The organism is Verrucomicrobium sp. BvORR034 (genome assembly GCF_000739635.1).
Taxonomy (GTDB): Bacteria; Verrucomicrobiota; Verrucomicrobiia; order Verrucomicrobiales; family Verrucomicrobiaceae; genus Verrucomicrobium.
In genome coordinates this window covers 37795-61856 of the sequence record NZ_BATQ01000050.1, presented here as the reverse complement: position 1 = coordinate 61856, position 24062 = coordinate 37795, and the positions used below count along the sequence as shown (strand labels likewise).

The following is a 24062-nucleotide window of genomic DNA, read 5'->3' as shown; positions in this document are numbered from 1 at the left end:
CGCCCTTGGGAAAAATGCAGGTTTCCCATCATGCCGCTGTCTCGACCACCTTGAGTCAGCCTCTTGTCACATCTTTGTAAGGGTTATGTAAGCGGCGAAGTCATCTCATCGCTTGGTCGCGGTTCACCAACCAATACTCCCAAGCGAGTCGTCCGGACATCTCCTTCGCCACACCTCTGGCGTAGTGCGGTTGTGCCAACCGGCTCACACGCCATGCGTCCCGTGATCTCCTCCCCGCTCCGCCTACGCAGCAGGCCGCGGGGCCGGAGACCCCGCCTCCTTTTTTCTGCGACCATCCAGTCTTGAGACTTGGTCACGGGTACAGGAGGCGGGGGTTCCCAGCCCCGCTCAGTCGCACGTCCACTGAAGTGGACATTGTAGGGCGGGCACAGCCATGCGCCAGCATTCAAGTCTGGCGTCTTGTATCTTCTAGTCTGGAGTCTCCCGCGCAGCGGGCCCAGTATCACGATTCCCGTGACACCAGCCGGATCAGAGACGCATGCATACCCTCCACCAGCACAAGTCCGGCAGTCTGCGGCACAAAGGACTGGCCGCGATGCAGCACGTAGTCCGTCTGATCCCCTTCCTGGGTGATCCAGAGGAGCCCCCGCACACAGATGATCCGTGTCACCTCGCTGGGATGTTGAAACTTCACCAGCTCACCGCTCTCCACTTCCATCTCATGAGAGGAGGTTCGGCGGGTCTTGGGAAGAAAAGGCAGCCGCGCCACCACGGCTTCCCACGCGCGGGGGAATCCAGAGACTTTGCCAAGTTGAATGGGGTGCGGGCGGCTTGCGTTCATGGACACAAGGTACCCTCCCCGGTGAATCAGCACAGATTCACCCCTTGCTTTTCTGAACCGGTACAGTTCTCCCAACCTGAAACTGTGCTGGTGAACAATTCAATAAAGTGTTACTGTGATGCACGCATCCGATGAGGCAGGTTCCACCCATGTCCGTGTCCCCCAAGTCACCCCCACTGGTTCCCCCAGAAGGGGTCGGCAATCTCTATGAAAGGGTCGCGGGGCATATTCAGGATCTCGTTGAAAAAGGCACTCTCCGCCCTGGGGAACGCATTCCTTCCGTCCGCAGGCTGAGCGAGCAGCAGGGCGTGAGCGTCTCCACGGTGCTCCAGGCCTACACTGTCCTGGAGGATCGCGGCGTCATCGAGGCACGCCCTCAATCCGGCTACTATGTGCGGGTGCAATCGTGGAAGCCGCCGGCAGAGCCCGAGATGTCCCGCCCAGCTACCCGTGCCACCCAGGTCACGGTTGGGGAGCTGGTCATGAAGGTGATGAAAGCCGTGCGCGACCCCGGCTTGGTGGCTCTGGGTGCCGCGATCCCCAGCCCTGAACTCCTGCCCACCCGACAGTTGAATCGCGCCATGGCCGCTCTGGGCCGCCGCTCCCCAGAGCTCGGCAGCAGCTATGACGTGCCCCCCGGCCTCACGGCCCTGCGCATTCAGATCGCCCGGCGCGCCCTCGATGCAGGCTGCGCCCTGTCTCCGGATGAGATCGTCACCACCTGCGGCGGCATGGAGGCGCTGCATCTCTCCCTTAGCGCCGTGGCCAAGGCTGGCGACACCATCGCCATCGAATCCCCCACTTACTTTGGCATCCTTCAGTGCATCGAGTCTCTGGGCATGAAAGCGCTCGAGATCCCCACCCATCCGCGCGATGGCGTGAGCCTGGACGCACTCGCCTATGCTTTGGAGCACCAACCCATCGCGGCATGCCTCTTTGTCCTGAACTTCAACAACCCACTGGGCAGCTGCATGCCGGATGAGAACAAGCGTCTCCTCGTAGAGATGCTGGCAGAGCGGGAAATCCCGCTCATCGAGGACGACATCTATGGTGATGTCTCCTTCACTCCGCAGCGCCCCAAGACCGCCAAAGCATTCGACAAGAAAGGCCTCGTGCTCCTCTGCGACTCCTTTTCCAAGACCCTCGCTCCTGGTTACCGCGTGGGTTGGGTGGCGCCGGGAAGGTTTCAGGAAAAGGTCGAACTGCTGAAGACGGTCAGCACCATCGCCACCGCCACTCTTCCCCAGATGGCCATCGCCGACTTCCTCGCCAATGGCGGATATGCCCACCATCTGCGGCGAGTGCAGCGCGTGTACGCAGACCAGGTCAACCTGGTCAGCGAGGCCATTGCCAAGTATTTCCCCGAGGAGACCAAGCTCACCCGCCCCAGCGGCGGCCAAGTCCTCTGGGTAGAACTTCCCAGCCGCATCGATTCCCTCGAACTCTTCCACCGCGCCCTCACGGAAAAGATCAGCATTGCCCCCGGCCCCATTTTCTCGGCCAAACAGAGGTTCAAAAACTTCATCCGTCTCAACTGCGGCAATCCCTGGTCCAACACCATCGATCGAGCCCTAAAGACCCTCGGCCGAATCGTGGCGACGATGCGATAGTGGTGGCGGCAGCCTCGCCCGGGGAGTGAAGCGTTGCGACAACCGATTGCAATCAGTCAGAAAGGGGAACCTGGGAAACTGATGGTGTTCGACAGCATGGATGCCTGCGCTCAGGACCGAAGCTCTTCCTCGAAGAGGATCTGGCCACAAGCCCAATGTTGACGAGCTTCCAGCGAGTCTACGTTGGGTCAACCAAAGGTGAATTGCTACTCCGAAGGAGTTGTGGCGGTCTGGCCCGCCCTTCACCGTCTGTGGCTGAACAGGCTTCCAGGGTCCTCAATCTTCCCAAATACGTCCGCCCCTGCCCGCTGCTCGTCTAACGTCTTACTACCACTCACCCATTGAGACGGGGCTGTGGCTCCACTTCTGAAGAAAGCACTGAATTCTCCCCAGAATCTGACTCCGGAGATGGCAGCGGCGCAACATCGTGACGATGGATCCACACACTCTGGACCAAGCCCATCATGAAGATGCAGAGGACGAGGTAGATTCCTCCGAAGCTGGTGAAAGGCAAAGGCTGCCCGGTGATGGGAAACACGCAGATGTTCATCGCCATGTTTTGCAAGGAGCAGACAAACAACACTGCCACCACTCCCACGACCAGCATCCGGCCCAGTTCATCTCTGGCGGTGTAGGCCACATGGATGCACAGCAGAAACAGAAGCAAAAAGAGCACCATCTGCAACAGTCCTCCCAAAAGGCCAAACTCCTCCACGATGACGGCAAAGATGAAGTCGTTGATCGACTCGGTAGGAGTGAAATAGGTCCGGTGCACCGAGCGCCCCTCCACCTTGCTGGACAGCGGTCCCTTCCCTGTAAAGCCAGCCGAGCCGACCGCCACCTTCAGCTTGTCGCTCATGTAGGCCTCTCCGCGCACCTCCAAGCTCGGGCTGGTCATCATCTGGACCATGACGTCCACCCGCTTTTTCTGGTACGACTTGAGTCCGAAATGGTACCACAAGGGCACTAGGCAAATCCCAACAGCCAGGAGTAGAGCCAGATGCCGTCCCGGGATGCTGGCCATCAGCAACATCAACACGAATACCAGCCCGATAGTCCAAGCCGCTCCCAAATCCGGCACCCCATACAACATCCTCATCGGAATCACCGCGAGCACCACGGCTAGCACGATGCGCAACCATTGGTGCCGGAATATTGGCACCGCTTGATGCAAATGCCCAAGTCCAACAGCGAGAGCAACGGCCGTCATCGCCAAAGCGAGTTGTGGAGCAGAAAGGCTGCTGAAGCCCAGACTGATTGCGCCTCTTGCTCCGCAGCCCCGATCATTCACAAAGGATAGAAAGAGCAATCCCAGCCCTCCCACATAAAGAAGCCAACCGCCCCAGCGAAGCCACTTATAGTCGATCACGGCCGTGACCACTAACGTCACAATTCCGAATGCCAGCCACTGCAATTGAGTGCGCCATATCCCCGATAAATAGAGTCCCTCTCTGAACGAAGACGCGTTGTAGATCGCCCACACTCCCCATGCGAGCAGCGCGAACAGGTTGATGACCAGCAGCCAATGGAGACGGCAGAACTTGCGAAGAAGCGTACGCATGACGAACTCAGCGCTGCGGAAGCCCGTCCCACACACCACTGGACCAACTCAGACTCAAGCACGATGTGAATGCTCAAAGCCTTTTCACATCAGTTGAAAATGTCATGGGCAAACAGGCCCCCCACATCGGCCCTACCCGTCTTAAACGAACTTTCTTCAGTTCAAGTCTTGGGTCTTGCGTCTTGAAGTCTTCTGTCTCCCCGCGAAGCCGGGTCAAAACTCGTCCTGCTCCCCTTCGTCATCACGCCGACTCGTCTTCTTGATCGGGGAAATGTTGCGGTGGATCCAGACGCTCTGGACCATGCCCATGAGGAACATGCAAACGATCAGGAACGTACCGCCGTAGCTGGTGAAGGGAAGAGGCAGACCGGTGATGGGCATCATGAGGATGTTCATCCCCATGTTTTGCATCGAGTGGGCAAACAACATGCCCACAATCCCCACCACGATCAGCCTGCCTAAATTGTCCCGGGCATAGAAAGACACGAAGATGCACTGTAATAAAAGCAGGGCCATGACCACAATCTGCAAGAGCCCTCCTCGAAACCCGAATTCCTCGACGATCACGGAATAGATGAAGTCGTTGATCGCCTCAGTAGGAGTGTAAAAAGTGCGATGCACCGAGCGACCGTCCACTTTGACGGAGAGTGGCCCCTTCCCCTCAAAACCCGCAGAGCCCACGGCAATCTTCACCTTGTCTGCCATGTAGGCTTCCCCCAGGGTGTCCACCTTCTTGTTGGCGAGCATGTTGACGAACACCTCCACACGCTTTTTCTGGTAAGGCTTGAGACCGAAGAAGTAGGCGACAGGAAGGATGCACATCACCCCCAAGAACAGTGTGATGAGGTACCGGAAGGGAATACTTCCCACCAGCAGCATGGCAATCACCACCGGACCATACACTGCGGCCGAGCCGAGGTCCGGTTCCTTCAATACCATCGCCATCGGAATTCCCGCCAGCACTCCAGACACCCCCAGCCGCAGCCAATGGTGCCTGAAGACCGGAGCGATGCGATGCAGGTCTCCCAAGACGACAGCGAGTGAAACAATGGTCGCCACAATGGCCAACTGGGATGGCTGAACGGGGACACCCGCAATGAGGATCTTGCTCTTTGCGCCCTTCTCCTCAATACCCCAAATCTTCACGGCGATCAGCCCCAGGATCCCGCCAAAATAAAGGATCCACCCTCCCCAACGCACCCACTTGTAGTCGATGAGCGATGCCACTCCAAACACTGCCAGCCCAAGTACCCCCCACTGCACCTGACTGCGCCAGATGGTGGAAAGATTCATCCCCTCACGGAAGGAAGAGGCATTGTAGATGGCCCAAACGCCCCACACGATCAATGCGATCATGTTAAGAGCGAGGATCCAGTTAAGACCTAGAAATTTGCGAAAGAGAGGGGTCATTGGCAGACAAAAGACTGGAAGACCAAAGACCAAAGACTTGATGAAGACTCGCCTCGCGAATCCACGAAGACATCACCCACCACTCTTTTCCGAACTCTCAAACGCAGTTCAGAGCCATGGTCAGGTCTTTTGTCTTCTGTCTTCAAGTCTTTCGTCTAAAGAGAAGGTACCGCCGCGAGGAGCTTTTTGGTGTACTCGTGATGAGGATCTTCACAGACCTGCTCCGCGGTGCCCTGTTCGACAATTTTTCCGCGGTGCATCACAATGATCTCATCGCTCATGTGCTCCACCACGGCGAGGTCGTGGGCGATGAAGAGATAGGTAAGCTTGAACTGCTCCTGCAGGTCCTGCAGAAGATTGATGATCTGGGCCTGCACGCTCACGTCCAGGGCACTGACGGGCTCGTCACACACCAGGAACTTGGGCTGCACGGCCAAGGCTCTCGCGATGCCGATGCGCTGGCGCTGGCCACCGCTGAATTCATGCGGATAGCGCCACATGGCCTCTGCGGGCAGGCCCACGCGCTCCAGCAATGCGGCCACCGTGTCCCGGCGACCTGCCTTGTCCAGATGGCGGAAATGAATGCGCAGCGGTTCCGCGATGATCTGCTCAATGGTCATCCGGGGATTGAGCGAGCCAAACGGATCCTGGAAGATCATCTGCATCTCCTTGCGATAGGGGCGAAACTCGCCCTCGCTCAGTGGCAGGATGTTCTTGTCCCGATAGATCACTTCCCCGCCAGTGGCGGGTATGAGCTTGAGCACCGCGCGGGCGATGGTGGACTTGCCACTGCCGCTCTCTCCCACGAGGCCCAGAGTGCCCCCTTCAGGAATGGAGAAGCTGACCTCGTCCACCGCACGGATCTCATCCACTTTGCGGCGCAGGAACCCTGCATGCACAGGGAAGTGAATTTTGAGCTGGTTGACGCGAACGAGAGGTGTCATAAGCCGGGCGGGGCGAGTGTAGCACATGCCCCCCACCGGGAAACTTCAAAAATCCAAAGTTCTTTTGCGCCTCACTCCGGAGGCGGGACTAGCGCAGCGGACGGGTAATCCGCTTCCAGAAGAAGTCCAACTCACCTGCCAGGGAGGTCATCACCCCATGGAGATCACCACCCCCTGGGGCAGTCTCCGTGTCAGTGAGGATCTGGTTCATGGCATAGAGGCTGGCGAGGCTGCGGTTGTCGAGGTGCACAACATCCAGATGCGTCCGCAGCGCGGAAGGAATGACGTCCTGCTGAAGCAGTCCCGCCAAGGGAGCGGCCTCCATGTCACCCTTAAAGACCAGCAGCTTGATCTGCGGAGAGGGCTGCCCGATCTGACTCGCCGCTGCGGTGAGTTCCGCCACTCGGCCCACCACGAAGCTCGTTACCGTCTTCCAATACCGTTCGTCAGCAAAGTCTTCGAGCCCAAAGATCATCTCCGCCCCCTGCAACCGCCAGCGGGAGAGAGAACGCCCCCCCAAGCCCGGCAGTTCCAACTCATCATAAGTCACGACTGGGAATCGCTTCCCGGCCACGCGCACGACATTGGCGATCATGGGCCAGTTGACCTTCAGAAGCTGATCTCGACCGAGAATTTGCTGGCGCAGGGCGCTAAATTGTTGAGGGAGCGTGCCTTTGGACTCCGTCGCGATGCCATTGGACTGCGCGGTCGCCGTGGTCGTCGCCGCCACGCCGGCAGGGCCACCCGGGGGCATCAGCCGATGCTTGGAAGGCGACTCTTTGGCCGGACTCGCCGGAACGATCCTGACCTTCTGCGGCGACTTCGACGCCGCATCCGGCAGAACGGTGGGCTCAGCGGTTGCCCTCACCTTCGAAAGAAGTTGGCGGAGCCGCTCGAAGTTGTTCTCAGACGAATCGGCCTGAGGCTGCGTTGGTGCTGAGGTCGGCGCAGGCCCACCAAAGGTCCCTGGGACTGCCGAAGCGCCTGATGGCGATGAGTTCGCCTCCTCCGGGGAGGGTTTTGATGCGGGCGTAAAGCTGCTGTCTGGTTGGCTGGCGGTGCTCGACTCCGGTCCCGTCAACGGCTGCTGCGGCGGCGAGACACTTTCGGGCGGATGGGGCGCAAATTGGGGCGCCGCCTCTGCCGGAGGAGCCGGTACAGGCACGGGTGCGTGCTGACCGTTGTCCGGGCTAAACGGCGAGAAGAATGCTGGCTTGGCCGGAGACCGCTCTATCGGCGGGGACGGAGGAGCAACTGGCGGCGCGGGCAGTTCCTCTGGCGCTGCGACTGGGCTTGATGGTGCAACAGACGCCACTTCCGGAGCGAATGCGGCGGGCACGCTCGCTGGCGGTTCCACGAGCGGCAGGAACGAGTTCCTCGGCTCGATATTCACTTGCGGCAGGATGGGAGCAATGTTCCCACCCGCGGGAGCGGCAGGTGCCGGGGATCCTGCCAGACTCACGACTTCGCCCCCTTGGTCTTCTGCCAAATGCTTGGCCAGGGCCGAGAGGTCTTCTTCTTCCTCTTCCTCAATCTCAGGCAGGAAGGGCGACATCGCAGAAGGAGCGTGCAGGCTGCCCACATCCTCCAGGATCAGCGGCAGAGCATCCCCATCGGCCGCACCGAGGGGACCGGACTTGCCGGTCTCTGTAGCCGCAGAGCGCAGCCATTTGCGCCAGGCCTGGGCGGCATGCCGCAGCATGCCACGCGTGGAGACACTGCCAGTGGGACGACCCAGGAAATAACGGTCCAGGTCCAGATAACCGAGAAACTCTTCACGATGGCGCTCCCCCACCCCCACCTTGGCCATTCGCAACTCAATGAGCTCAATCGCCTCCGCCGCATTCAGACCAGCGAGGGACACATTGCGGGCGTTGAGCCGGTCCTCCAGCGCACTGGGCAGTTGTCGGCCAAAGGTGGTGTCCCACAGGTCCTGATTCATGCTCAGCACCACCCGCACACCGGGCAGGGAGGTAAGCTCCAGCGCCATGCGCGCCACAGAAACTCCCGCCTCGGCGTCACGATAGAGGCCGTCCATGTGATCGGCCACCAGCACCACCGGCTTCCAAATCACCACCAGCTTGAGGAATCGCACGAGCTGCTCCGGCCCCGTCACATCCATGCCAGCCGCCAACGTCGCCAGATTGGCCGCAGTGGGCTGCTCCACGTAGTCAAACATGGCCCGCAACCAGTCCGCCACCTCCGCGCGCCCTTCCAGGTAGGTCACCTCGGTGAGGGTCGTGTGCAGCTGGTCGTAGTGTTTCCTGAACCACTCGCCGATCACTTTGGCGGGACCGCTGTCGGAAAACAGGTTCATCGGATCCTGAGACAACACCCGCAGCGCCTGGCTGGGGTCCGTGCTGGGGATCCGCCCCGTCTGAATGAGTCGCTTGAGCAAGGCCGCATGCACCCCGCTGCATACGCGCTGCAAAAGATTGGGCTTCACCCCTGAATAGGCGAGGTCCGCCACGATGCCACGTCCGCAGCCAGCCCAGGTCATACCATCCTCCGTCTGCCAGGGCAGGCTTGCCACCACGGCCTCAGATTGCAGCTTTTCTGCCACGCGGCCGAGCAGGTGCGTTTTCCCGTGGCCTGCTCTGGGAGCACTCAGCAGAATGACACGCCCCTCGTTTTCCAGTGCTCGCAGCTCTTCCAGGGCCGTCTCATGGATGGCCACCGCTGGCTCACCCTCCCCTTCATGCCAGGTGGCACAAATGTCGTTGCCGAACGGTTGTAGATTGGCCAGCGCCACCCGATCAGGATGAATCGCAGCTTTCGCAGTCCCGGTGGCCTCCGAATGTGGGTTATTGGCAGGAATCATGTTAACCCGAAGTTCTAAATTGATTCGCAAAAGGGAGAGTTTCCGCATTCGCGGGATGAACAATCAATACTATATTTGTCTTTCCACACAACCCTGTTTTTACTAGAATTTCCAGAAGTTGCAAGCGGCTTCCGCAGATTCTGACACTTTGCCAGTCACGAGGATCGAACAGTATTACATTACCTCAGCGTGAAGCATGCCTTTGCCCTTTGCCAAGGCTGCAACGTCGCTTAGATTCCCTGCCCCATGACCCTCCAACTTAACTATACCCACGCTTGGGCCTTTGGTATTGGCCTCTTCATTGGCCTGGCCCTCTTGTTCTCCGCTCTTCGGTCTCACTGGAAGACGGCCCGCGAATTGCGCCGCTTTAAGAAGATGCTCAATGACAAAATGGATCTTGAATCCAAGCAGCAGACCGACCTCACCAAGGATCGCGACCGGCTGAAGGGTGAGAACGAGAACCTCCGGCTGCAGGTGGCCCGGCTCAACGACCGCCAGGACAACCGCGCGAACCGCGAGCTGGAAATCTACGCTCGTGCGGAAAAGCAGATGAACATCAGCGCTCCCGGCTTCGCTCCCGCCTGGGAAATTGCCAAGGCCAATGCCCTGTCCTCCCTCAATGAAGAGGAAAAGGGCAACAGCTTCCCGCAGCGCATCTTCCGCAAGCTGGTGGGTGGCAACAATGCCGTCGCCCTGCCTGCAGAAGCAGCCTCCAAGGCGCAGAGCACCAATCACACACACGCGGAATCCGCTGCTTGATTTCGGGCCTGACCCGTTTCACAGAACGACCAGCCCTCGCGTCGGTTTTCCCCCGCCCTTCCGGCCCCCGGAAGGGCTTTTTATTCGTAATCTTGAGCGACACCCATGCTGCAACTCCCTGACCGCAAGTTCTCCGCCTACATCTTCGACTGCGACGGCACGCTCGTTGACTCCATGCCGCTCCACTATGTCTGCTGGATTGAGTCCCTCCGGCTCAACGGCGCGACGTACGCCTTTACGGAAGAGGAGTTCTACCACTTCGCCGGAGTGAAGGAATACGACACTGTGGTGGTCCTGAACGGCTTGCACAAGGTCAACGTGGATCCCGACGCGGTGGTGCGCATCAAGGCCGAGATGTTCGAGAAGCGCATCCCGGAGATTCAACGGGTCAATCCCGTCGCGGACCTCGCTCTCTCCACCTTCGGCAAACTGCCCATGGCCGTCGCCTCCGGCAGTGAGGAGCCGATCGTACACGCCTGCCTGAAGCACACCGGCTTGTTCCACCTTTTCCCTCACATCATCACGCCGATCAATGTGGAGCGGGGCAAGCCTGCCCCAGACATGTTCCTCCTCGCTGCGGAGCGCATGGGCGTACCGCCGGAGGAATGCCTGGTCTTTGAAGACGGGCGGAGCGGTCTGGAGGCAGCCAAAGCCGCTGGCATGGAAGCGGTCTTCATCCCGCGGACCCTTCGCTAATCTACCTCCAAAAGGATGAATCTGGGGAGGACACCCCGATTCTGCACGTTCTCTAAATACAGCATGGTTCCGGACACAGCAGCGGCATTGGTGATCGTGGGTCACGGTTCAACGATGAACCCGGACTCCAGCGCGCCCACACACCAGCATGCGGATGAGATCCGCCGCCGGGGGCTTTTCGCCGAAGTCGCCTGTGCCTTCTGGAAGGAGGAACCCTCCCTGCGGGAAGTGTTTTACCAGACCACGCAGCCCTTGGTTTATGTGGTGCCCAACTTCATCAGCGAAGGTTATTTTTGTCAGGACGTGCTCCCTCGCGAACTGCGGCTGACCGGCCCGGTCACCGTGCGAGACGGCGTCACCTACGCCTACTGTGACCCCGTCGGCATTCACCCTTCCATGACCCGTCTGCTACTGGCCCGGGCCGAGGAGGTCGCTCCCGGTGTCCCGCGCGACCAAACCTGCCTCATCATCGTAGGTCACGGCACCAGCCTGAACGAGAACTCCCGCAAGGCGATCGAGGATCAGGTGAAACTCATCCGCGACGGCGGCTATGGCTTTGCCGAGGTACTGGATGCCTATATGGAGGAGGAGCCGCTCGTCGCCAAGTGGCATGAGCTCAGCACCGCCCCTCATGTGGTGGTCGTGCCTTTTTTCATTGCGGACGGCTTGCACAGCTACCAGGACATTCCAGTCCTGCTGGGCATGGAGAGCGAGCCCACCGCCGCCCTCAGTCAGAACGAAGTTTTCCGCCACAATCCCCATGCCCTCTATGGCCGCAGCCTGTACTACAGCAGCGCCATTGGGACTGAAGCCCTCATGGCCGAGGTCATTCTGGATCAGGTGAAGGATTTCAAAGCCAAATATGGCGCAGCTTTGGAGGCCGCCCCCCTCCGTGACAGCTCAATCCCCGCGCTTCCACGCGCTCCGTTCAAGCTGGGCCAAATCTCCGCCGTTCCCTCTGAAGACGGTCAGGGTTGGCACCTCAGTCATGTTGATGATGCAGGCGCTGGAGATCTGAGCGTCTCCACTGATCCGCTCGAAGCCCGCACCCTCAGCATCTACGATGATGCCGGGCAGTTCCGCCCTCTCAAGACCGCCCCGACGCTGCGCCACGGCTGGAAGCTCGTGCTGGCAGATGAAGCCGCCCTCCGGCTGGCGCTTGATTTCCTCTATCCCGCAGCGCTCGGCCTCGCCCGGCATCAGGCGGCAGGCACATTGGAGCCCGTGCCGTTGCGCCAGACGTTAGGCCGCCAGACGGGAATGTACCGGTTCTCCAACAAGATCACCGACGAGCAGGCCCAGGAAATGGTGGCCTGCCACTGTGACGCCGAAACCAAGTGCATCCGACGCATCACCTGGCAGCTCAACCCTGAACAGCCTCTGACACTCATCGAGGACAACAAGCGTCCGGAAACCGTTCCAACAGATGAGATCCCGTTGCTCTGCGTGGAAGCCTGCACCCACATTGTTTCCGCAGCTCGCGAGATCGCACGCGGCGGCAGCGTGACCGGCGCCCACGCGCAGGGACACAGCCACAGTCATTGAAGGTTCTTGCCGAAGTGAATCACGTTGGAAGGTCAATCGCCGATGACGAACGCCTCTAACTGCCCCTAGCTTCCAGCCTCCCCCACCATGATCCGGCGTGGCAGAACCTTGCTGGCGCAGAAGCGCCGCCTGCAACAAATACAGCAGGCCGCACGTGAGCACTTTCAGAAGCACCATCCCACGGATCCCATTGTTTGGGTGGTACTGGCGGAGGAACTCTCCGTAGGATCTGTGGTGGGAGTCGCCTATGGCACAGGCCAGATCCCTCCTCCCTACCGATTTTTCAGGGTCGCTTCCAGCGGTCTTTCTGTCACCCCCATGAGCGCTCTCTACTGGCCCTCATCCTGGGGACAAAACCCGCATATTTCTCCAAACACTCGCGAATAGAATCTCACCAGCAACGTTCAGACAGGATCACCCTCATCCTTCGCTACCATGCACCGCGCTGTTGTTGTCATCCTGCTTCTGCTCTCAACGCTCACCTCCCGTGCCGAGGAAAGCATCCAAGAGCTGCCACTGCCCACCATCAAGGCTCTGGGCAAAGAGCTCTATCAACGCGATCAGATTGCCTCCGCCGCGACCGATGCTCTCCTGGCTGCCAAGCCCGAGGCGCGCAGTGTCCCGGTCCGGGGATGGATTACCCACTCCGAGAACGACGTGCAACGCGTCTATTTCATCCAGGAGCGGGACTCCAAGATCTCACTGGCCTATAGCGTCACCTTCTACGAAAAAACTGCCCCCAAGATCGAGGATCACAAAGGGGCCGACTTGCCCGAGCCTGTCGCACGGCGGTTCACTGCGCGACAAGCCGCACTTGCGGCGATCCCGAGATTCATGACCAAGAAGTACAACTTCGAGGTCCTCGATGCACCGACAGGAGGCGGGTTCATTGTCTATGCCCTCGCCGCCACCCGGAATCCGAACGAGGTCGTTGCGGGTGGACACTACCGCGTCACGGTCGCCGCCGATGGCAAGGTTCAACAGGTGGACGCACTGTCCCGGAGCTTCCTCGTCTTGCAGAAACCAGACCCCGGGGCGACCAAAGACAAGGAGGTGGTGGGTGTGACAATGTCACATGTCGTGAGCAGCACCCCGGTGGAAACTCACGTGTTTCTGAGCCTCCTGCACAAAACTCCCCTCTATGTTCTCACCCCAGACAAAGTGATCTGGAAAGTGAGCGAGGGAGACATTGTGAAGATCGGGAACGCCAACTGACTACCATTCACACCTGACCCCTTGGCCTCTCAGCGCAAAAATGCGGCTGTGAACAACCCTGTCGGGATAAATGTGAATAACTCAGCTGTTGCGACGGAGGCGTTTTCCTTCTTTCCCCATCCCGCCGGGAACGCAGCGTTTTCGACCACTTTTCAAGCGATATTAAGCGTTTTTCGGGGTGAAAAATTCCTGCAAGACAGGACCACATCTTGTGCTATATACGAGAGCGCACCCCTACAGCTTGTGCAATCACATCTTTCTTGCCCTTTTTGTCACCTGAGATTTAAGTTCCCCAAGTGATCTCCTGCCGCTTCCACCCGGCACCACGTTCACCGCTCAATTTCAACGCTCTGCTCCCGCTTCCGTCATGTATCTCAAGTCCCTCGAAATCCACGGCTTCAAGTCCTTTGCTGACAAGACGTTGTTTGAGTTCCACACGGGCGTTACCGGCATTGTGGGTCCCAATGGATGCGGCAAGTCAAACGTGGTGGACGCCATCCGCTGGGTACTGGGGGAAACTTCCGCGAAGGCCCTCCGTGGGGCGGAAATGGCGGACGTTATTTTCAACGGGACGGACAAGCGCAAGCCTGTGGGCATGGCGGAAGTCATCCTGACCCTGGCAGACTGCGAGCAGGGCCTGGGGGTGGACTACAATGAAGTCGCCATGTGCCGCCGCGTCTTCCGCGATGGACGCTCTGAGTACCGCATCAACGGCACCATCTGCCGTTTGAAGGACTTCCAGGAGCTTCTGGCGGGCACGGGCATCGGCCGATCAGCCTACTCCGTGATGGAGCAAGGCAAGATCGACATGCTCATCAGTGCCAAGCCGGAAGACCGCCGCTCTGTCTTCGAAGAAGCGGCTGGCATCACCAAGTTCAAAGGCCAGAAAAAGGAAGCCCTCCGCAAGCTAGAGTACACGGAGGCCAACCTCCTCCGCGTGGCAGACATCATCGCGGAAGTGAAGCGCCAGATGGGCACCCTGCACCGCCAGGCTCAGAAGGCCAAGCGCTACCAAGTGGTGCACAAGGACCTCCGCATCCTGGACTTGCACCTCGGCCACAAACATTTCACAGAATACACCGCGGAGAAGACTGAGTCGGAGAACCAGATCATCTCCCTGATGACGGAGCTCAACGACCTGCATCAGCGCGTCCATGCGAAGGAGCAGGAAGTCACGGAGACCCGTGAAATCTACCATCAGGTGGAGTCCACGATCAATGGCCTGCGTCAGCAGTCTCAGGAGTTTCGCTCCAAGATCCAGGGGTCCGAGAGCAAGATCGAGTTCAACCGCGAACGCGTGGAGGAACTGGAAGGCCGGATCCGCCGCAACGAAGAGGACGCGACCAACAACCGGGACATGGTGGACCGTCAGCAGCGCGAACTTGCCGCTGCAGATGAGCAGTTCTCCTCGATCCGCAACACCATTGAAAGCCGCCAGTACGCTCTGGAGGAGCACCAGATCACGCACAACGCCATCATCCCAGAGCGCCAGAAGCTGGAGATGGAGCGGCGCACCCTGCGTGAATCTTTCCGCCGCCTGGAAGGCGAGGCCGCCACGGCCGATGCCAAGGCCCAAAGCCTGACAAACCAGATGGCGACGGACCGCCAGCGACATGAGGCCCTGGCACATGACAAACAATCCGCCATGCAGGCCCGCGAAGCCAGCCAGGTGGAGTTTGATCATCTCCAGCGTCAGATTGAAGAACTGGAAACCGTCCGTGCCGAGCTGGAGCACAAGCTCAAGGAGCTGACCAACACCATTCAGGAGCAGCGCCGTCAACGTGACGCTGCCTCTGAGGAACTCAACAATCTGCAACGCCAGCTCACCCAGCGTCGCTCACGCCTCGAGGTGCTGCAGCAGATCCTGGAGAAGGGCGAAGGCCTGGAACTGGGCACGCAGAATATTCTGAAGGGCCTGGACGATCCCGACCGCATCAAGGGCGGCATCCGCGGCCTCGTGGCCTCGGGCATTGAGGTGGAGCCCCAGTTCATCTCCGCCATCGAAGCAGCCCTCCGCGATCACCTCCAGGCCATTGTGCTGAACCACACCTCCCTGGCTGACGAGGTGCTGCAAAAGCTCACGGACCAGCGCCTCGGAAAAGCAGCGGTGATTCCGCAGGATCTTATGTGGCGCAACGGCGGGACCGAACGCCAGTTCATGCCCAACGGCGGCGTCGCATGGGCACTGGACAAGGTGAAATCCCAGCCGCACGTACAGCCCCTCGTGGAACACGTGCTGCGAAATGTCCTGATCGTGGACGACCTGCAGACGGCCATGCGGTTGAAACACGATCACTCAGATCTGGCGTTCGTCACCTTGAAGGGAGAAGTCCTGACCGAGCACGGCGTGCTGCATGGCGGGGCAGGCAAAGAAGAGGCAGCCTCCACCCTGCGTCGCGAGACCGAACTGCGGGAACTTCGGGTGCAAGTCGAAGCGCTCGACATCCAGGTCGTAGAAAAAGAAGTGCTCATCGAGGACCTCCGCATGGCCTTGGAAGAGCAGCAGCGTGAGGAGGCCAACGCCCGGGACGCCTCCCAGATGAACCGTGAGGCCCTGAGCCAGTACCAGGGCAAAGTAAGCGTCGTTCAACGAACCCTTCAGCAGGCGACCGCCAAACTCGACTCCCTCGAGTGGGAGCAGGGACAAATCGCCCAACGCCTTTCCGCCGCCGAGGCCCAGATCCAGCAGCATCGCGAGGCCAATCAAATCGCCCTCTACGAGATCGAGGAAACTCAAGAGCGCGAACGCGCCCTGGAGACCCAGATTGAATCCGTGATCCGCCGTGAGGTGGAGTCCACCGAGCGCCTGAACGAACTCAAGACAGCCCTGGCCCTTGAGCAAAACGCCCTCCAGAACGTGGAGCGTCAAAAGGCCCCGCTTGCCAGCCGTCTTGAGGAACTCGAGTCTAGCATCAGCCGCTACGAAAATGAGTGCTTCATCTGGAAGCAGCGCATTGATTCCGCCGTCGCAGAAAACCGCCGCCTGGTGGAGGAGACCGAAGAAGCCCGCCGCCTGTTGAGCAATGTGGACAATGAAGGCCGGGAATCCGTGGAGCGTCGCAATGCCGCCTTCGAGCGAGTGACCGCGCTGGAGACGGAACTCAATGCCATCCGCTCCCGCCACGGTGAGCTCAATGACCACCGCAGCCGCGCCGAGGTCCAGCAGACCCGCGTGGAGATGAAGTTGGAGAACCTCATCAAACACGTACAGGAGCGTTATCAGGTCAGTCTCGATGCCTTCGAGCCGGATCCGCACTCCCTGCTGCTTTCCATCTCTGAGCAGAAGAAGACTTTCGACCGCACCAGCAAGCGTCGGGCCACCCTGTCCTCCCGCAACGACAGCATCTCCGACGACGATTCCTCCTCTGAAAACGAAGGGGCATCATCCGCTGACGCCAGCTCCACCTCTGACAGTGAGATGGAGGGCAATCCCCTCTTCGACGCCGCCGCCCTGGAGCGCGGGCCGGATTGGGATCTGGTTCAGGAAATCGTCAACGACCTGCGCCAGCGTCTGGAAAGCATGGGCCCGGTGAACCTGGACGCCATCCAGGAGTTCGAGGAACTCGAACAACGCCACACATTCCTCGAGACCCAGCACGGCGACCTTGTAAAGAGCAAGGAGGAGCTGCTCCAGGTGATCGCGAAGATCAATGATACCACGCAGACCATGTTCACCGAGACCTTCATCCAGGTCCGGAACAACTTCCGTGAGAACTTCAAGGAACTCTTCGGCGCCGGCGGCCAGGCCGACCTCATGCTGCAGGACGAGAATGATCCCCTGGAGTGCGGCATCGAGATTATCGCCAAGCCCCCGGGCAAGAAGCTTCAGAGCATCAGCCTCCTTTCCGGTGGTGAGCGCTCCATGACCGCTGTGGCCCTGCTGTTCTCCATCTTCATGGTCCGCCCCAGCCCCTTCTGCGTGCTGGACGAACTCGACGCGCCGCTGGACGAGTCCAACATCAAGCGCTTCCTCGCCATGCTGGACAAGTTCATCAACGCCAGCCAGTTCATCATCGTGACGCACAACAAGCGCACCATGTCCAAGGCGGACGTGATCTACGGGGTGACCATGCAGGAGTTCGGCGTGAGCAAGCCAGTGGGCGTGCGCATGACCAACGAGAAGGTGTCGCTGGAAGACAACGCCCCGACCGTGGCCGAAACCGTCCGCGGTGGAGCGGCCCATGCCATGGGCCTGACCCCGCCTTCCGCCCTGCCCAAGAAGACCCGCGGCAAGAAGAGCGCGGCCGCCGAAACCGCCGAGGAAACCGAGCCTGCTCCAGCCGCCGAAGAGACCTCCGACGCAGGATCCGAGGTCACAGCGGAAATTCCCGCAGAAGAGGTCCCAGTGATGTAACGCCAGACTCACGGACAATTCCGTCAATCCACACCGCTGCCAGAACCCCTGGCAGTGGTTTTTTTGGGCCTTGCACGCAGCCACTCTCAAGAACCCGCTGGCCCCCAATTCACCTCGAACCCGGAGGGTTCACCATGAGTGGCCATGGGTGAAGCGAGCGTAGCGAGTGCAACCCATGGACCAGCAAGATGAAGAACTCTACCGCGGAGCGGTAGGCCCATCGTGCCGCGAACCCCTCACGAAATCTCGCCACACCACCCACTCAGACTTTGGCCGCCATAGGCCTACCGCTCCGCGGTAGCAACACCTTGTTCACCTTCCATGGGTAGCCCTCGCTCCACTCGGCCGACCCATGGCTACGCACGGCGAACCCTCCGGGTTCATGAGATAACCCGCAAATTGACGCACTGACGCACTGACGCACTGACGCACTGACGCACTGACGCACTGACGCACTGACGCCTACCGCCTCCAAGCCGGGATCACCGGATGACTCACCTGCACGTCCTTCATATCCTCGGGAATCAACCGCCCCTCATCAAAATCGCAGAGCGAGAGCAGCACATGATAGTGGTCGCCTGAGTTCAATGGCGGAATGCCGTCCAGCCCCTGCGCGTAGGCGATGATCTCCTTGCCGTTGGGCAGGGTGGCGCGGTAGGTGCGGTGGGTAAGAACCTCGCGAATGGTCACGGGTGCAAGCAGGCGGATGTCACTCATCGGCTGGGAGTTTGAGAAGAGGCAGGACTTGGAGTCGGGCTGGGGATCGCGGGCGCAGATGGCACTATCGGCTTCGCGGGAACGGCCTTCGGGATGTCCTCGGCACTGGATTGATCGGTCGGGGGAGTGGCCGGAGCTGTGTCCATTTCCCACTTCAACTTAAAGCCCGAGAGCGTCGTGCTGGATCGAACAAGATCCAGGGCACGCTGCACCACCACCTCACGAAGCTGCCCTTCATCTCCCGGCAGAGGCTGTCCCTGGCTCTTGCGAACGTAGGCATCCACCTCGGGATTGCCACCCGAGACGAGCGCCGCCTCGTTGAATCGGGGACGCACGCGGTCCACGACAAACGGCTTCATGGATTTGCCCCGGCTACCGGCGAACACTTTGCGCTTGTCCTCAGTGGATCCCTTCAAGAAGTAGTGCGGTTCCAGCCCCTTGCGGAAGGTGGAAGTATCGTCGGGCAGCAACAACTCGGCGCTTGCGTAGCGCAGCATGGTCGCGTCATCCAGGCGGACATCGGTATAGCGCACCATGGCACCTCGGGTTTTGGAGCCTACCAGAATGGTTTGGCCCTTTGCTTTCAGGCACGCGGCCACTGCTTCCGCCGCAGGACACGCATCATCATCCACCAGCACAATCACCTCTTGGGTCCAGATGGGAGCCCGTTTGGAAATGAAAAACTCCGCCTCATTCCGGCCCATCTGTTTCATCTTGAACATGAGCTGCCCTTCTGGGAGGAAGCACTGAAGCATGAGCGCCGCCTCGTCAAAGACCCCGGCCGTGGTGGCTGAACGGAGATCGAGGATCAGTTGTTTGGCCTGCTTTTCCACCAAGCCAGCGAGGGCCTTCTCAAACAGCGCACCTTCACCTGGAGCAAAGGTATCGGGACGAAGGTACGCCACGTCTGGTGCCAGGAATTCCGAATGCACATTAGGCTCTGTGGGGACGGCATGCTGCACCACAGGCTGGAGCGAAGCCCCAAAGTCGAGGCGCTCCAGCAGGCCCTGCAACGCGGCGCGATTGAGCTCCTCAAATGTGAGATCGTCGCGACGAATGTAGTCCCGACGGAGGATCTGGAACGCCGACTGCACCCCGTTCTGCGGCAGCTGATCCAGCAGCGGCCCCGCCGTGAGAATTGGACTCGCAGCAACAAACAAGCCACCGCAGACCAGGAGCTGGGCAGTTGAGGGCAGGCGCATGGACATCAGCATGCACCATGATACGCAACAGAGTGCAGCCTGCCAGCAGCGAGTTTCTCAGGCGCCCCTATTGTCCCGGCTGGATCAGTTCCCCACCCTGCCAGTTTGAACTCGTCAACGCCCGCTCTGCCACCAACCAGACCAGCACTTTGGGACGAAGCCCTTTGGAGGTCTGCACCCACTGTCGGGGAGCTCCCAGTTGCGCGCCTTCCATCGACCACACCGTCCTCACTGGGAGACCCAGCTCACGGGCCAGATGGGTGGCAAATCCTGCCTGCAGTTCCTCCCATGTTTGCACAAAGGAGTCCCCCATCAGATGGACCTGCGCGGTCAGGTCATCTCTCTTGAGCAGTGCTTCAGCCTCTGGGGTGACTGCCGAGACTTGCAAGGTCACCGTCGGACAGAGTGGGATCTGCACTCCCAAGGCTGTGACCAGATCCATGCGCCGAATATCCCCATCATACTCGATGGGCTTCCAGGTAACCGGCAAGGCGTGAGGCAAGATTTTGGCCTCAGGCAGTTCCACAACCGAGCGGATCGTTTTGGCGATCTGTCCAGCGGCCTCGGCTGCGGCCCAAGAACTCCAATGCGTGTCGCTGTTGAGCCAGGCAGGGTACTCCCGCCCTTCATGCACGTAAAAGCGATGAAGAGAGAAATGCTGGTACAAGTCCACCACTTTCACGCCGTCCTGCCGTAGGGCTTCCAACAACATTCCCACGGACTCTCCACTGCGCCGCCCTTTGCACTCCCGGCCATCGTTAGAACCCATCGCCACATCCGGATACAAGCTCGCGGATTGCGGCGCAGGCACAAAGACCAGGGTGATTCCCAAAGCTGCAAGTTTCTCGCTAAGCCCACGCACCGCGCTTCTGACCCCTCCTCGATCACGGGAGATCAGCTTACGCTCCGCACCTGCCGAGTAGAGCTCCCAATCCCCACCGTAAAAGTACATGGGTGCCGAGCTGGGCCCTGTCGGAACGTCTAGTCGGCTCTTAATGACCGAATTGAGGGGACGGTTTGCAAATTGTGTTCGTCCGGGATTCGCCGACCGGTCCGGCAACGGCTCCGCAGAGCTGAATGACTTCACCCAATACACAGGCAGGTCGAAGTTGAGAATGTCATCTGCGGTGGCCAGATTCTTCAGCCCTAGCGGTGCCTCACTCATGGGCATCCGCTCCAGCTTCACACGCACGCCCTGCCGAAGATTGGCAGCCTGGGTGCGCTGGCCCGACTCCTTGCACATGAAGGCAGCCAGAAACTCCTCCCCAAAATCTTCGGCATGCCCGCGACACTTGACCATCATCAACGCATCACGATAAGGAGAATCAATCACCCTCGTGGGATCTGACAGTTGCTGCACAACAGTTGGAAACGCCCGCATGCGCGCCTTGCGCTCCCTCAACTCCTCAGCAGTAGGGGCGTCAACGGGAGACTCCTGCGTTCTCCTGGTACTCGGAACCTCGATCGCAACCTCTTCGGATGCATGATGACCGCGCCCCGGAGATCGCTGGAAAAGCCATCCCATCGTAAAAGTGGCACCGGCCAGGGTCAGATAGAAGAGGTGAAACGAAATGCGATTGAGTGCCATGTCCCATGGGGCGGTAGCACAGCCCCCTCCATGGTGCAAAGCCGCAATCCGTCCGTCTTCGCCTTCATTCAGAATACTTAACTTTCACCATTTCCGAATGGGATGATTCATGCCAACTTAGCGACGTCACAAGGTGGCATCCTTCCCCCCGATATTTGGCCAAGAAACCTCTGCCTTCCTGCCTGAGATGAATCTAAAACGCCTGCTCCGCCCTTTGTCATGCGCCATCGCGCTCACCCTTGCTCTGGTTTCCTGCGAAACTCCCGACTATGCCGGTCCCGGCCCACGTCCCGCGCCGCGGGTTCTCATTCCTTCTGGATTGAGTCAGAACGAGGTACGCTTCATGCCGGAGATCGAGGACACCCTCATCCGCGCCGGATATCGGCCCACGCGTGATCGGTCAGCCGAGTACCAGTTGGAGTTCGATGTCGATGACGGTCCCGTGAATGCGGACACGCATCTCACCCTCTCCCGCGAAGGCTCCGAAGTGGCGCGTTCCTACGCACGAGTGGGAGGACCGCGCATTATCCTGCACAGGCAGGAGTTCATCCGGCAGTCCTTCGACAAGTGCCTGCGTGACTTCGAGTCCCAGCTTTCCCGCGCCAGCGGTGGGGGCGGTTACGGCGAGTGGCAACGGCCGTCCGGCTCCTATCGCCAGACGGACCGCCAGGTTTATGAGGATCGTGGTTTCGACCGCGGTGGCTATGATCAGGGCCGCTATGACACCTACGGCGGCTCCAGCCAGGGCGGGTACGAGCAGCCTTACTGACGAATGTCTGCTATTGCCCAGCGGCGGCCCCGGGTGGGGCATGATTCAGGGCATCAATCTCGACGCCGCCATGCTGCCAGCGGAAGTGTTGGCGGATGGCGGCGGTCACGAACTGTTTGCCCAGGGCGACCGCTTCTTCCAGCGAAAGTCCACGCCCCAAACCAGCGGTGATGGCAGCGGAGTAGGTGCAACCGGTGCCATGCGTATGGACTCCGGAAATGCGCTCTCCTTCGTACCAACGCACGAGCGAGCCATCCACCAGTAAATCTGGCGCTGAGGCCCCGGCCAGATGACCGCCTTTCATAAGCACGGCGGCACCATGCTTTTTGGCCAAAGTCTGCGCGGCAGAAAGCATCTCCTCCCTCGAAGTGATGGCAGCTCCCAGCAATACCGCGGCTTCGTCCAAGTTGGGCGTGATGACCCTGGCCAGCGGCAGCAGGCGGCCGATGAGAGTTTCCTCCGCATCGCGCTCGAGCAGTCGCCCCCCACTGGTGGCCACCATCACCGGATCCACCACCAAGGGCACTCCTGCTTGGGCCATTGGCTGCCAGGCCTCCACCACCGCCTCAATCTGTCTGCGCCCCCCGAGCATGCCCGTCTTGGCAGCGACCAAGGGCATTCCCTCTGCCAGAACGCGGATCTGTGCCCCGATGATATCCGGCTCCAGGAGCTGGATGGAATCCACCACCGCCGGTGTCTCCGCAACCACACTGGTGATGGCGGTCATGCCGTAGCACCCCAGCGCGGTGAAGGTCTTCAGATCGGCTTGAATGCCGGCACCGCCCGAGCAGTCGGAGCCAGCGATAGTGAGAACTACGGGAAGAAAGGATGCCATAGGGGGGGGAAACGCTCAACATGTCTCGACCGCAGCGGTTGCCAACTTGAACTCGTTCCTTTGCTTCCCTGCCCGGTGTGTGACATCTTCGACCATGTCGATGACGTTTGTAGAATTGCCGGGGCTGACGGTGACGGTGGATCAGGTGTTGTATCAGCCTGAGCTGACCGCCCCGGTGGACCGGCCCCACCCTTTTGCCTATCATCTTTCGATTCACAACGGCTCCGACGAATCCCTCACCATCGTGGGCCGCAAGTGGATCGTGACGGACCTGCACGGCGGAGTGCTGGTGGTGGAAGGCGAGGGCGTGGTGGGACACAAGCCCCACCTGGACCCGGGCCAATCCTTCAGCTACAACAGCTTTCATGTCGTGCGGGAGCCCAGCACCGCCTCAGGCACTTTCTTTGGCCAGACCGACCACGGACAGCCCGTGTACGTAAGAGTGCCGGAGTTCGAAATGACGCCCCCCTGAGAACCTCGCTACTGGGATCAGGCACCTTTTCGTCCTGCGGGAAGGTGCCACCCTGCCTCCGTGACGATCCGGGGCAGCAGGATATCATGCTGCTCGCAGGGCACTGAATCCAGAAGTTGGATCTGAAAGGCCACTCCCACGGGACTGCCGCGGAACCCAGGATGCCCCAAGATCCGGTCATAGTACCCCTTGCCTCGTCCGAGGCGGCTGCCCAAGTCGACACCGAAGGCCAGACCTGGTACCAGAACAGTCCCCAGATCCTCAACTCGTACGGCGCTCTCTGGAGACAGTCTGGGCTCCAACACGCCAAAAGGCCCCACGATCAGGTCCTCCACCCCATGCACGCGGTACGGAGCCATGGTCTCCCCTTCAATGCCAAAGAGCGCCACCGCATACCCTCTCTTGGCCAACCAAGGCAGGAGCCGCAAAATCTCCGGCTCGTACTTCATTCCACCAAAAATCGCCACCACCCCTGCTGAATCCGCCCACGATTCATGGGTTGTAAGGTGTTGATACACTGCGTCAGACCACCGCCTCCGGTCCTCCTCGCGGGTGGCGCGAAGCGTATCCTTCATTCGTCGGCGGAGTTCGCCCTTGGTTTGCTGGATCGTTTCTTCTTTCACGGCACAGAAAATGCGTCCCCGGAGTCCAGTGTTGTCTTGTCATCTTTCCTCAGAAATCTAAACTTTTCAAACGAGGGACGCCTTTTGGCGTCCAATCCCCTGCCAATGCTCCACGACCTCCGATTCAGAACCGTCAACC

General features: G+C 59.9%; 19 protein-coding genes. 9 read left to right on the top strand and 10 right to left on the bottom strand.

All coding sequences use genetic code 11. From position 1 onward, the window contains the following. Positions 1-463: 463 nt before the first annotated feature. Positions 464-802 (bottom strand): DUF2917 domain-containing protein, encoded by a 339-nt coding sequence (locus BV034_RS09760; protein ID WP_050026496.1) that lies wholly within the window; start codon positions 800-802, stop codon positions 464-466. Positions 803-951: 149 nt separating this feature from the next. On the opposite strand from BV034_RS09760, the gene BV034_RS09755 reads away from it, so the two are divergent. Further along, positions 952-2412 carry a PLP-dependent aminotransferase family protein gene (locus BV034_RS09755; RefSeq protein ID WP_050026495.1) on the top strand — a complete coding sequence of 487 codons (1461 nt, stop codon included), beginning with the start codon at positions 952-954 and terminating at the stop codon, positions 2410-2412. A 334-nt stretch (positions 2413-2746) separates the two neighbouring features. Here the strand turns inward: BV034_RS09755 and BV034_RS09750 are convergent, their stop codons facing one another. From BV034_RS09750 to BV034_RS09735, 4 genes are all read right to left on the bottom strand, one after another. Beyond that, a complete protein-coding gene (locus BV034_RS09750) occupies positions 2747-3973 on the bottom strand; it encodes an FtsW/RodA/SpoVE family cell cycle protein (RefSeq protein WP_081887700.1) in 1227 nt (408 codons plus the stop codon). Positions 3974-4186: 213 nt separating this feature from the next. Next, positions 4187-5329 carry an FtsW/RodA/SpoVE family cell cycle protein gene (locus BV034_RS09745; protein ID WP_050026491.1) on the bottom strand — a complete coding sequence of 381 codons (1143 nt, stop codon included), beginning with the start codon at positions 5327-5329 and terminating at the stop codon, positions 4187-4189. 209 nt (positions 5330-5538) lie between these two features. After that, complete coding sequence (locus BV034_RS09740; RefSeq protein ID WP_265592818.1) at positions 5539-6327, bottom strand: ATP-binding cassette domain-containing protein; 789 nt, start codon at positions 6325-6327, stop codon at positions 5539-5541. 88 nt (positions 6328-6415) lie between these two features. Beyond that, positions 6416-9148 carry a hypothetical protein gene (locus BV034_RS09735; RefSeq protein WP_050026488.1) on the bottom strand — a complete coding sequence of 911 codons (2733 nt, stop codon included), beginning with the start codon at positions 9146-9148 and terminating at the stop codon, positions 6416-6418. A gap of 246 nt (positions 9149-9394) precedes the next feature. Between BV034_RS09735 and BV034_RS09730 the strand changes: the two genes are divergently transcribed. From BV034_RS09730 to smc, 6 genes are all read left to right on the top strand, one after another. Continuing rightward, entirely contained in the window at positions 9395-9907 is a 513-nt protein-coding gene (locus tag BV034_RS09730) for a hypothetical protein (RefSeq protein WP_050026486.1), read from the top strand. Between the two features lie 105 nt (positions 9908-10012). Continuing rightward, positions 10013-10603: an HAD family phosphatase gene (locus tag BV034_RS09725; RefSeq protein ID WP_050026485.1), complete on the top strand. Its 591-nt coding sequence runs from the start codon at positions 10013-10015 to the stop codon at positions 10601-10603. 63 nt (positions 10604-10666) lie between these two features. Beyond that, positions 10667-12148, top strand: a complete 1482-nt coding sequence (locus BV034_RS34165) for a CbiX/SirB N-terminal domain-containing protein (protein WP_063768730.1) — start codon at positions 10667-10669, stop codon at positions 12146-12148. A gap of 87 nt (positions 12149-12235) precedes the next feature. Next, positions 12236-12535 (top strand): hypothetical protein, encoded by a 300-nt coding sequence (locus tag BV034_RS09715; RefSeq protein ID WP_050026483.1) that lies wholly within the window; start codon positions 12236-12238, stop codon positions 12533-12535. 48 nt (positions 12536-12583) lie between these two features. After that, on the top strand, positions 12584-13363 hold the full coding sequence (locus BV034_RS09710) for a hypothetical protein (RefSeq protein ID WP_050026481.1): 780 nt from the start codon (positions 12584-12586) through the stop codon (positions 13361-13363). Positions 13364-13730: 367 nt separating this feature from the next. Next, positions 13731-17717, top strand: coding sequence for a chromosome segregation protein SMC (smc, locus tag BV034_RS09705; RefSeq protein ID WP_050026479.1), 3987 nt, complete (start codon positions 13731-13733; stop codon positions 17715-17717). A 462-nt stretch (positions 17718-18179) separates the two neighbouring features. Here smc and BV034_RS09700 read toward each other — a convergent pair whose 3' ends face one another. From BV034_RS09700 to BV034_RS09690, 3 genes are all read right to left on the bottom strand, one after another. Next, entirely contained in the window at positions 18180-18434 is a 255-nt protein-coding gene (locus tag BV034_RS09700) for a hypothetical protein (protein ID WP_050026477.1), read from the bottom strand. Next, the gene (locus tag BV034_RS09695) at positions 18431-19636 is read right to left on the bottom strand and encodes a S41 family peptidase (protein WP_265592817.1); all 1206 of its coding nucleotides are present in this window, start codon (positions 19634-19636) and stop codon (positions 18431-18433) included. Before BV034_RS09695 ends, BV034_RS09700 begins: the two co-directional genes overlap by 4 nt. A 67-nt stretch (positions 19637-19703) precedes the next feature. After that, the gene (locus BV034_RS09690) at positions 19704-20969 is read right to left on the bottom strand and encodes a hypothetical protein (protein WP_265592816.1); all 1266 of its coding nucleotides are present in this window, start codon (positions 20967-20969) and stop codon (positions 19704-19706) included. A 442-nt stretch (positions 20970-21411) separates the two neighbouring features. Between BV034_RS09690 and BV034_RS09685 the strand changes: the two genes are divergently transcribed. Continuing rightward, positions 21412-21993, top strand: coding sequence for a hypothetical protein (locus BV034_RS09685; RefSeq protein ID WP_265592815.1), 582 nt, complete (start codon positions 21412-21414; stop codon positions 21991-21993). A 10-nt stretch (positions 21994-22003) separates the two neighbouring features. On the opposite strand, the gene thiD is transcribed toward BV034_RS09685, so the two are convergent. After that, positions 22004-22828, bottom strand: a complete 825-nt coding sequence (gene thiD, locus BV034_RS09680; RefSeq protein WP_063768729.1) for a bifunctional hydroxymethylpyrimidine kinase/phosphomethylpyrimidine kinase — start codon at positions 22826-22828, stop codon at positions 22004-22006. A 94-nt stretch (positions 22829-22922) separates the two neighbouring features. On the opposite strand from thiD, the gene BV034_RS09675 reads away from it, so the two are divergent. Next, positions 22923-23300, top strand: coding sequence for an ApaG domain (locus BV034_RS09675; RefSeq protein ID WP_265592814.1), 378 nt, complete (start codon positions 22923-22925; stop codon positions 23298-23300). A 17-nt stretch (positions 23301-23317) separates the two neighbouring features. On the opposite strand, the gene BV034_RS09670 is transcribed toward BV034_RS09675, so the two are convergent. After that, a complete protein-coding gene (locus tag BV034_RS09670) occupies positions 23318-23923 on the bottom strand; it encodes a 5-formyltetrahydrofolate cyclo-ligase (protein WP_050026469.1) in 606 nt (201 codons plus the stop codon). Between the last annotated feature and the right edge of the window lie 139 nt (positions 23924-24062).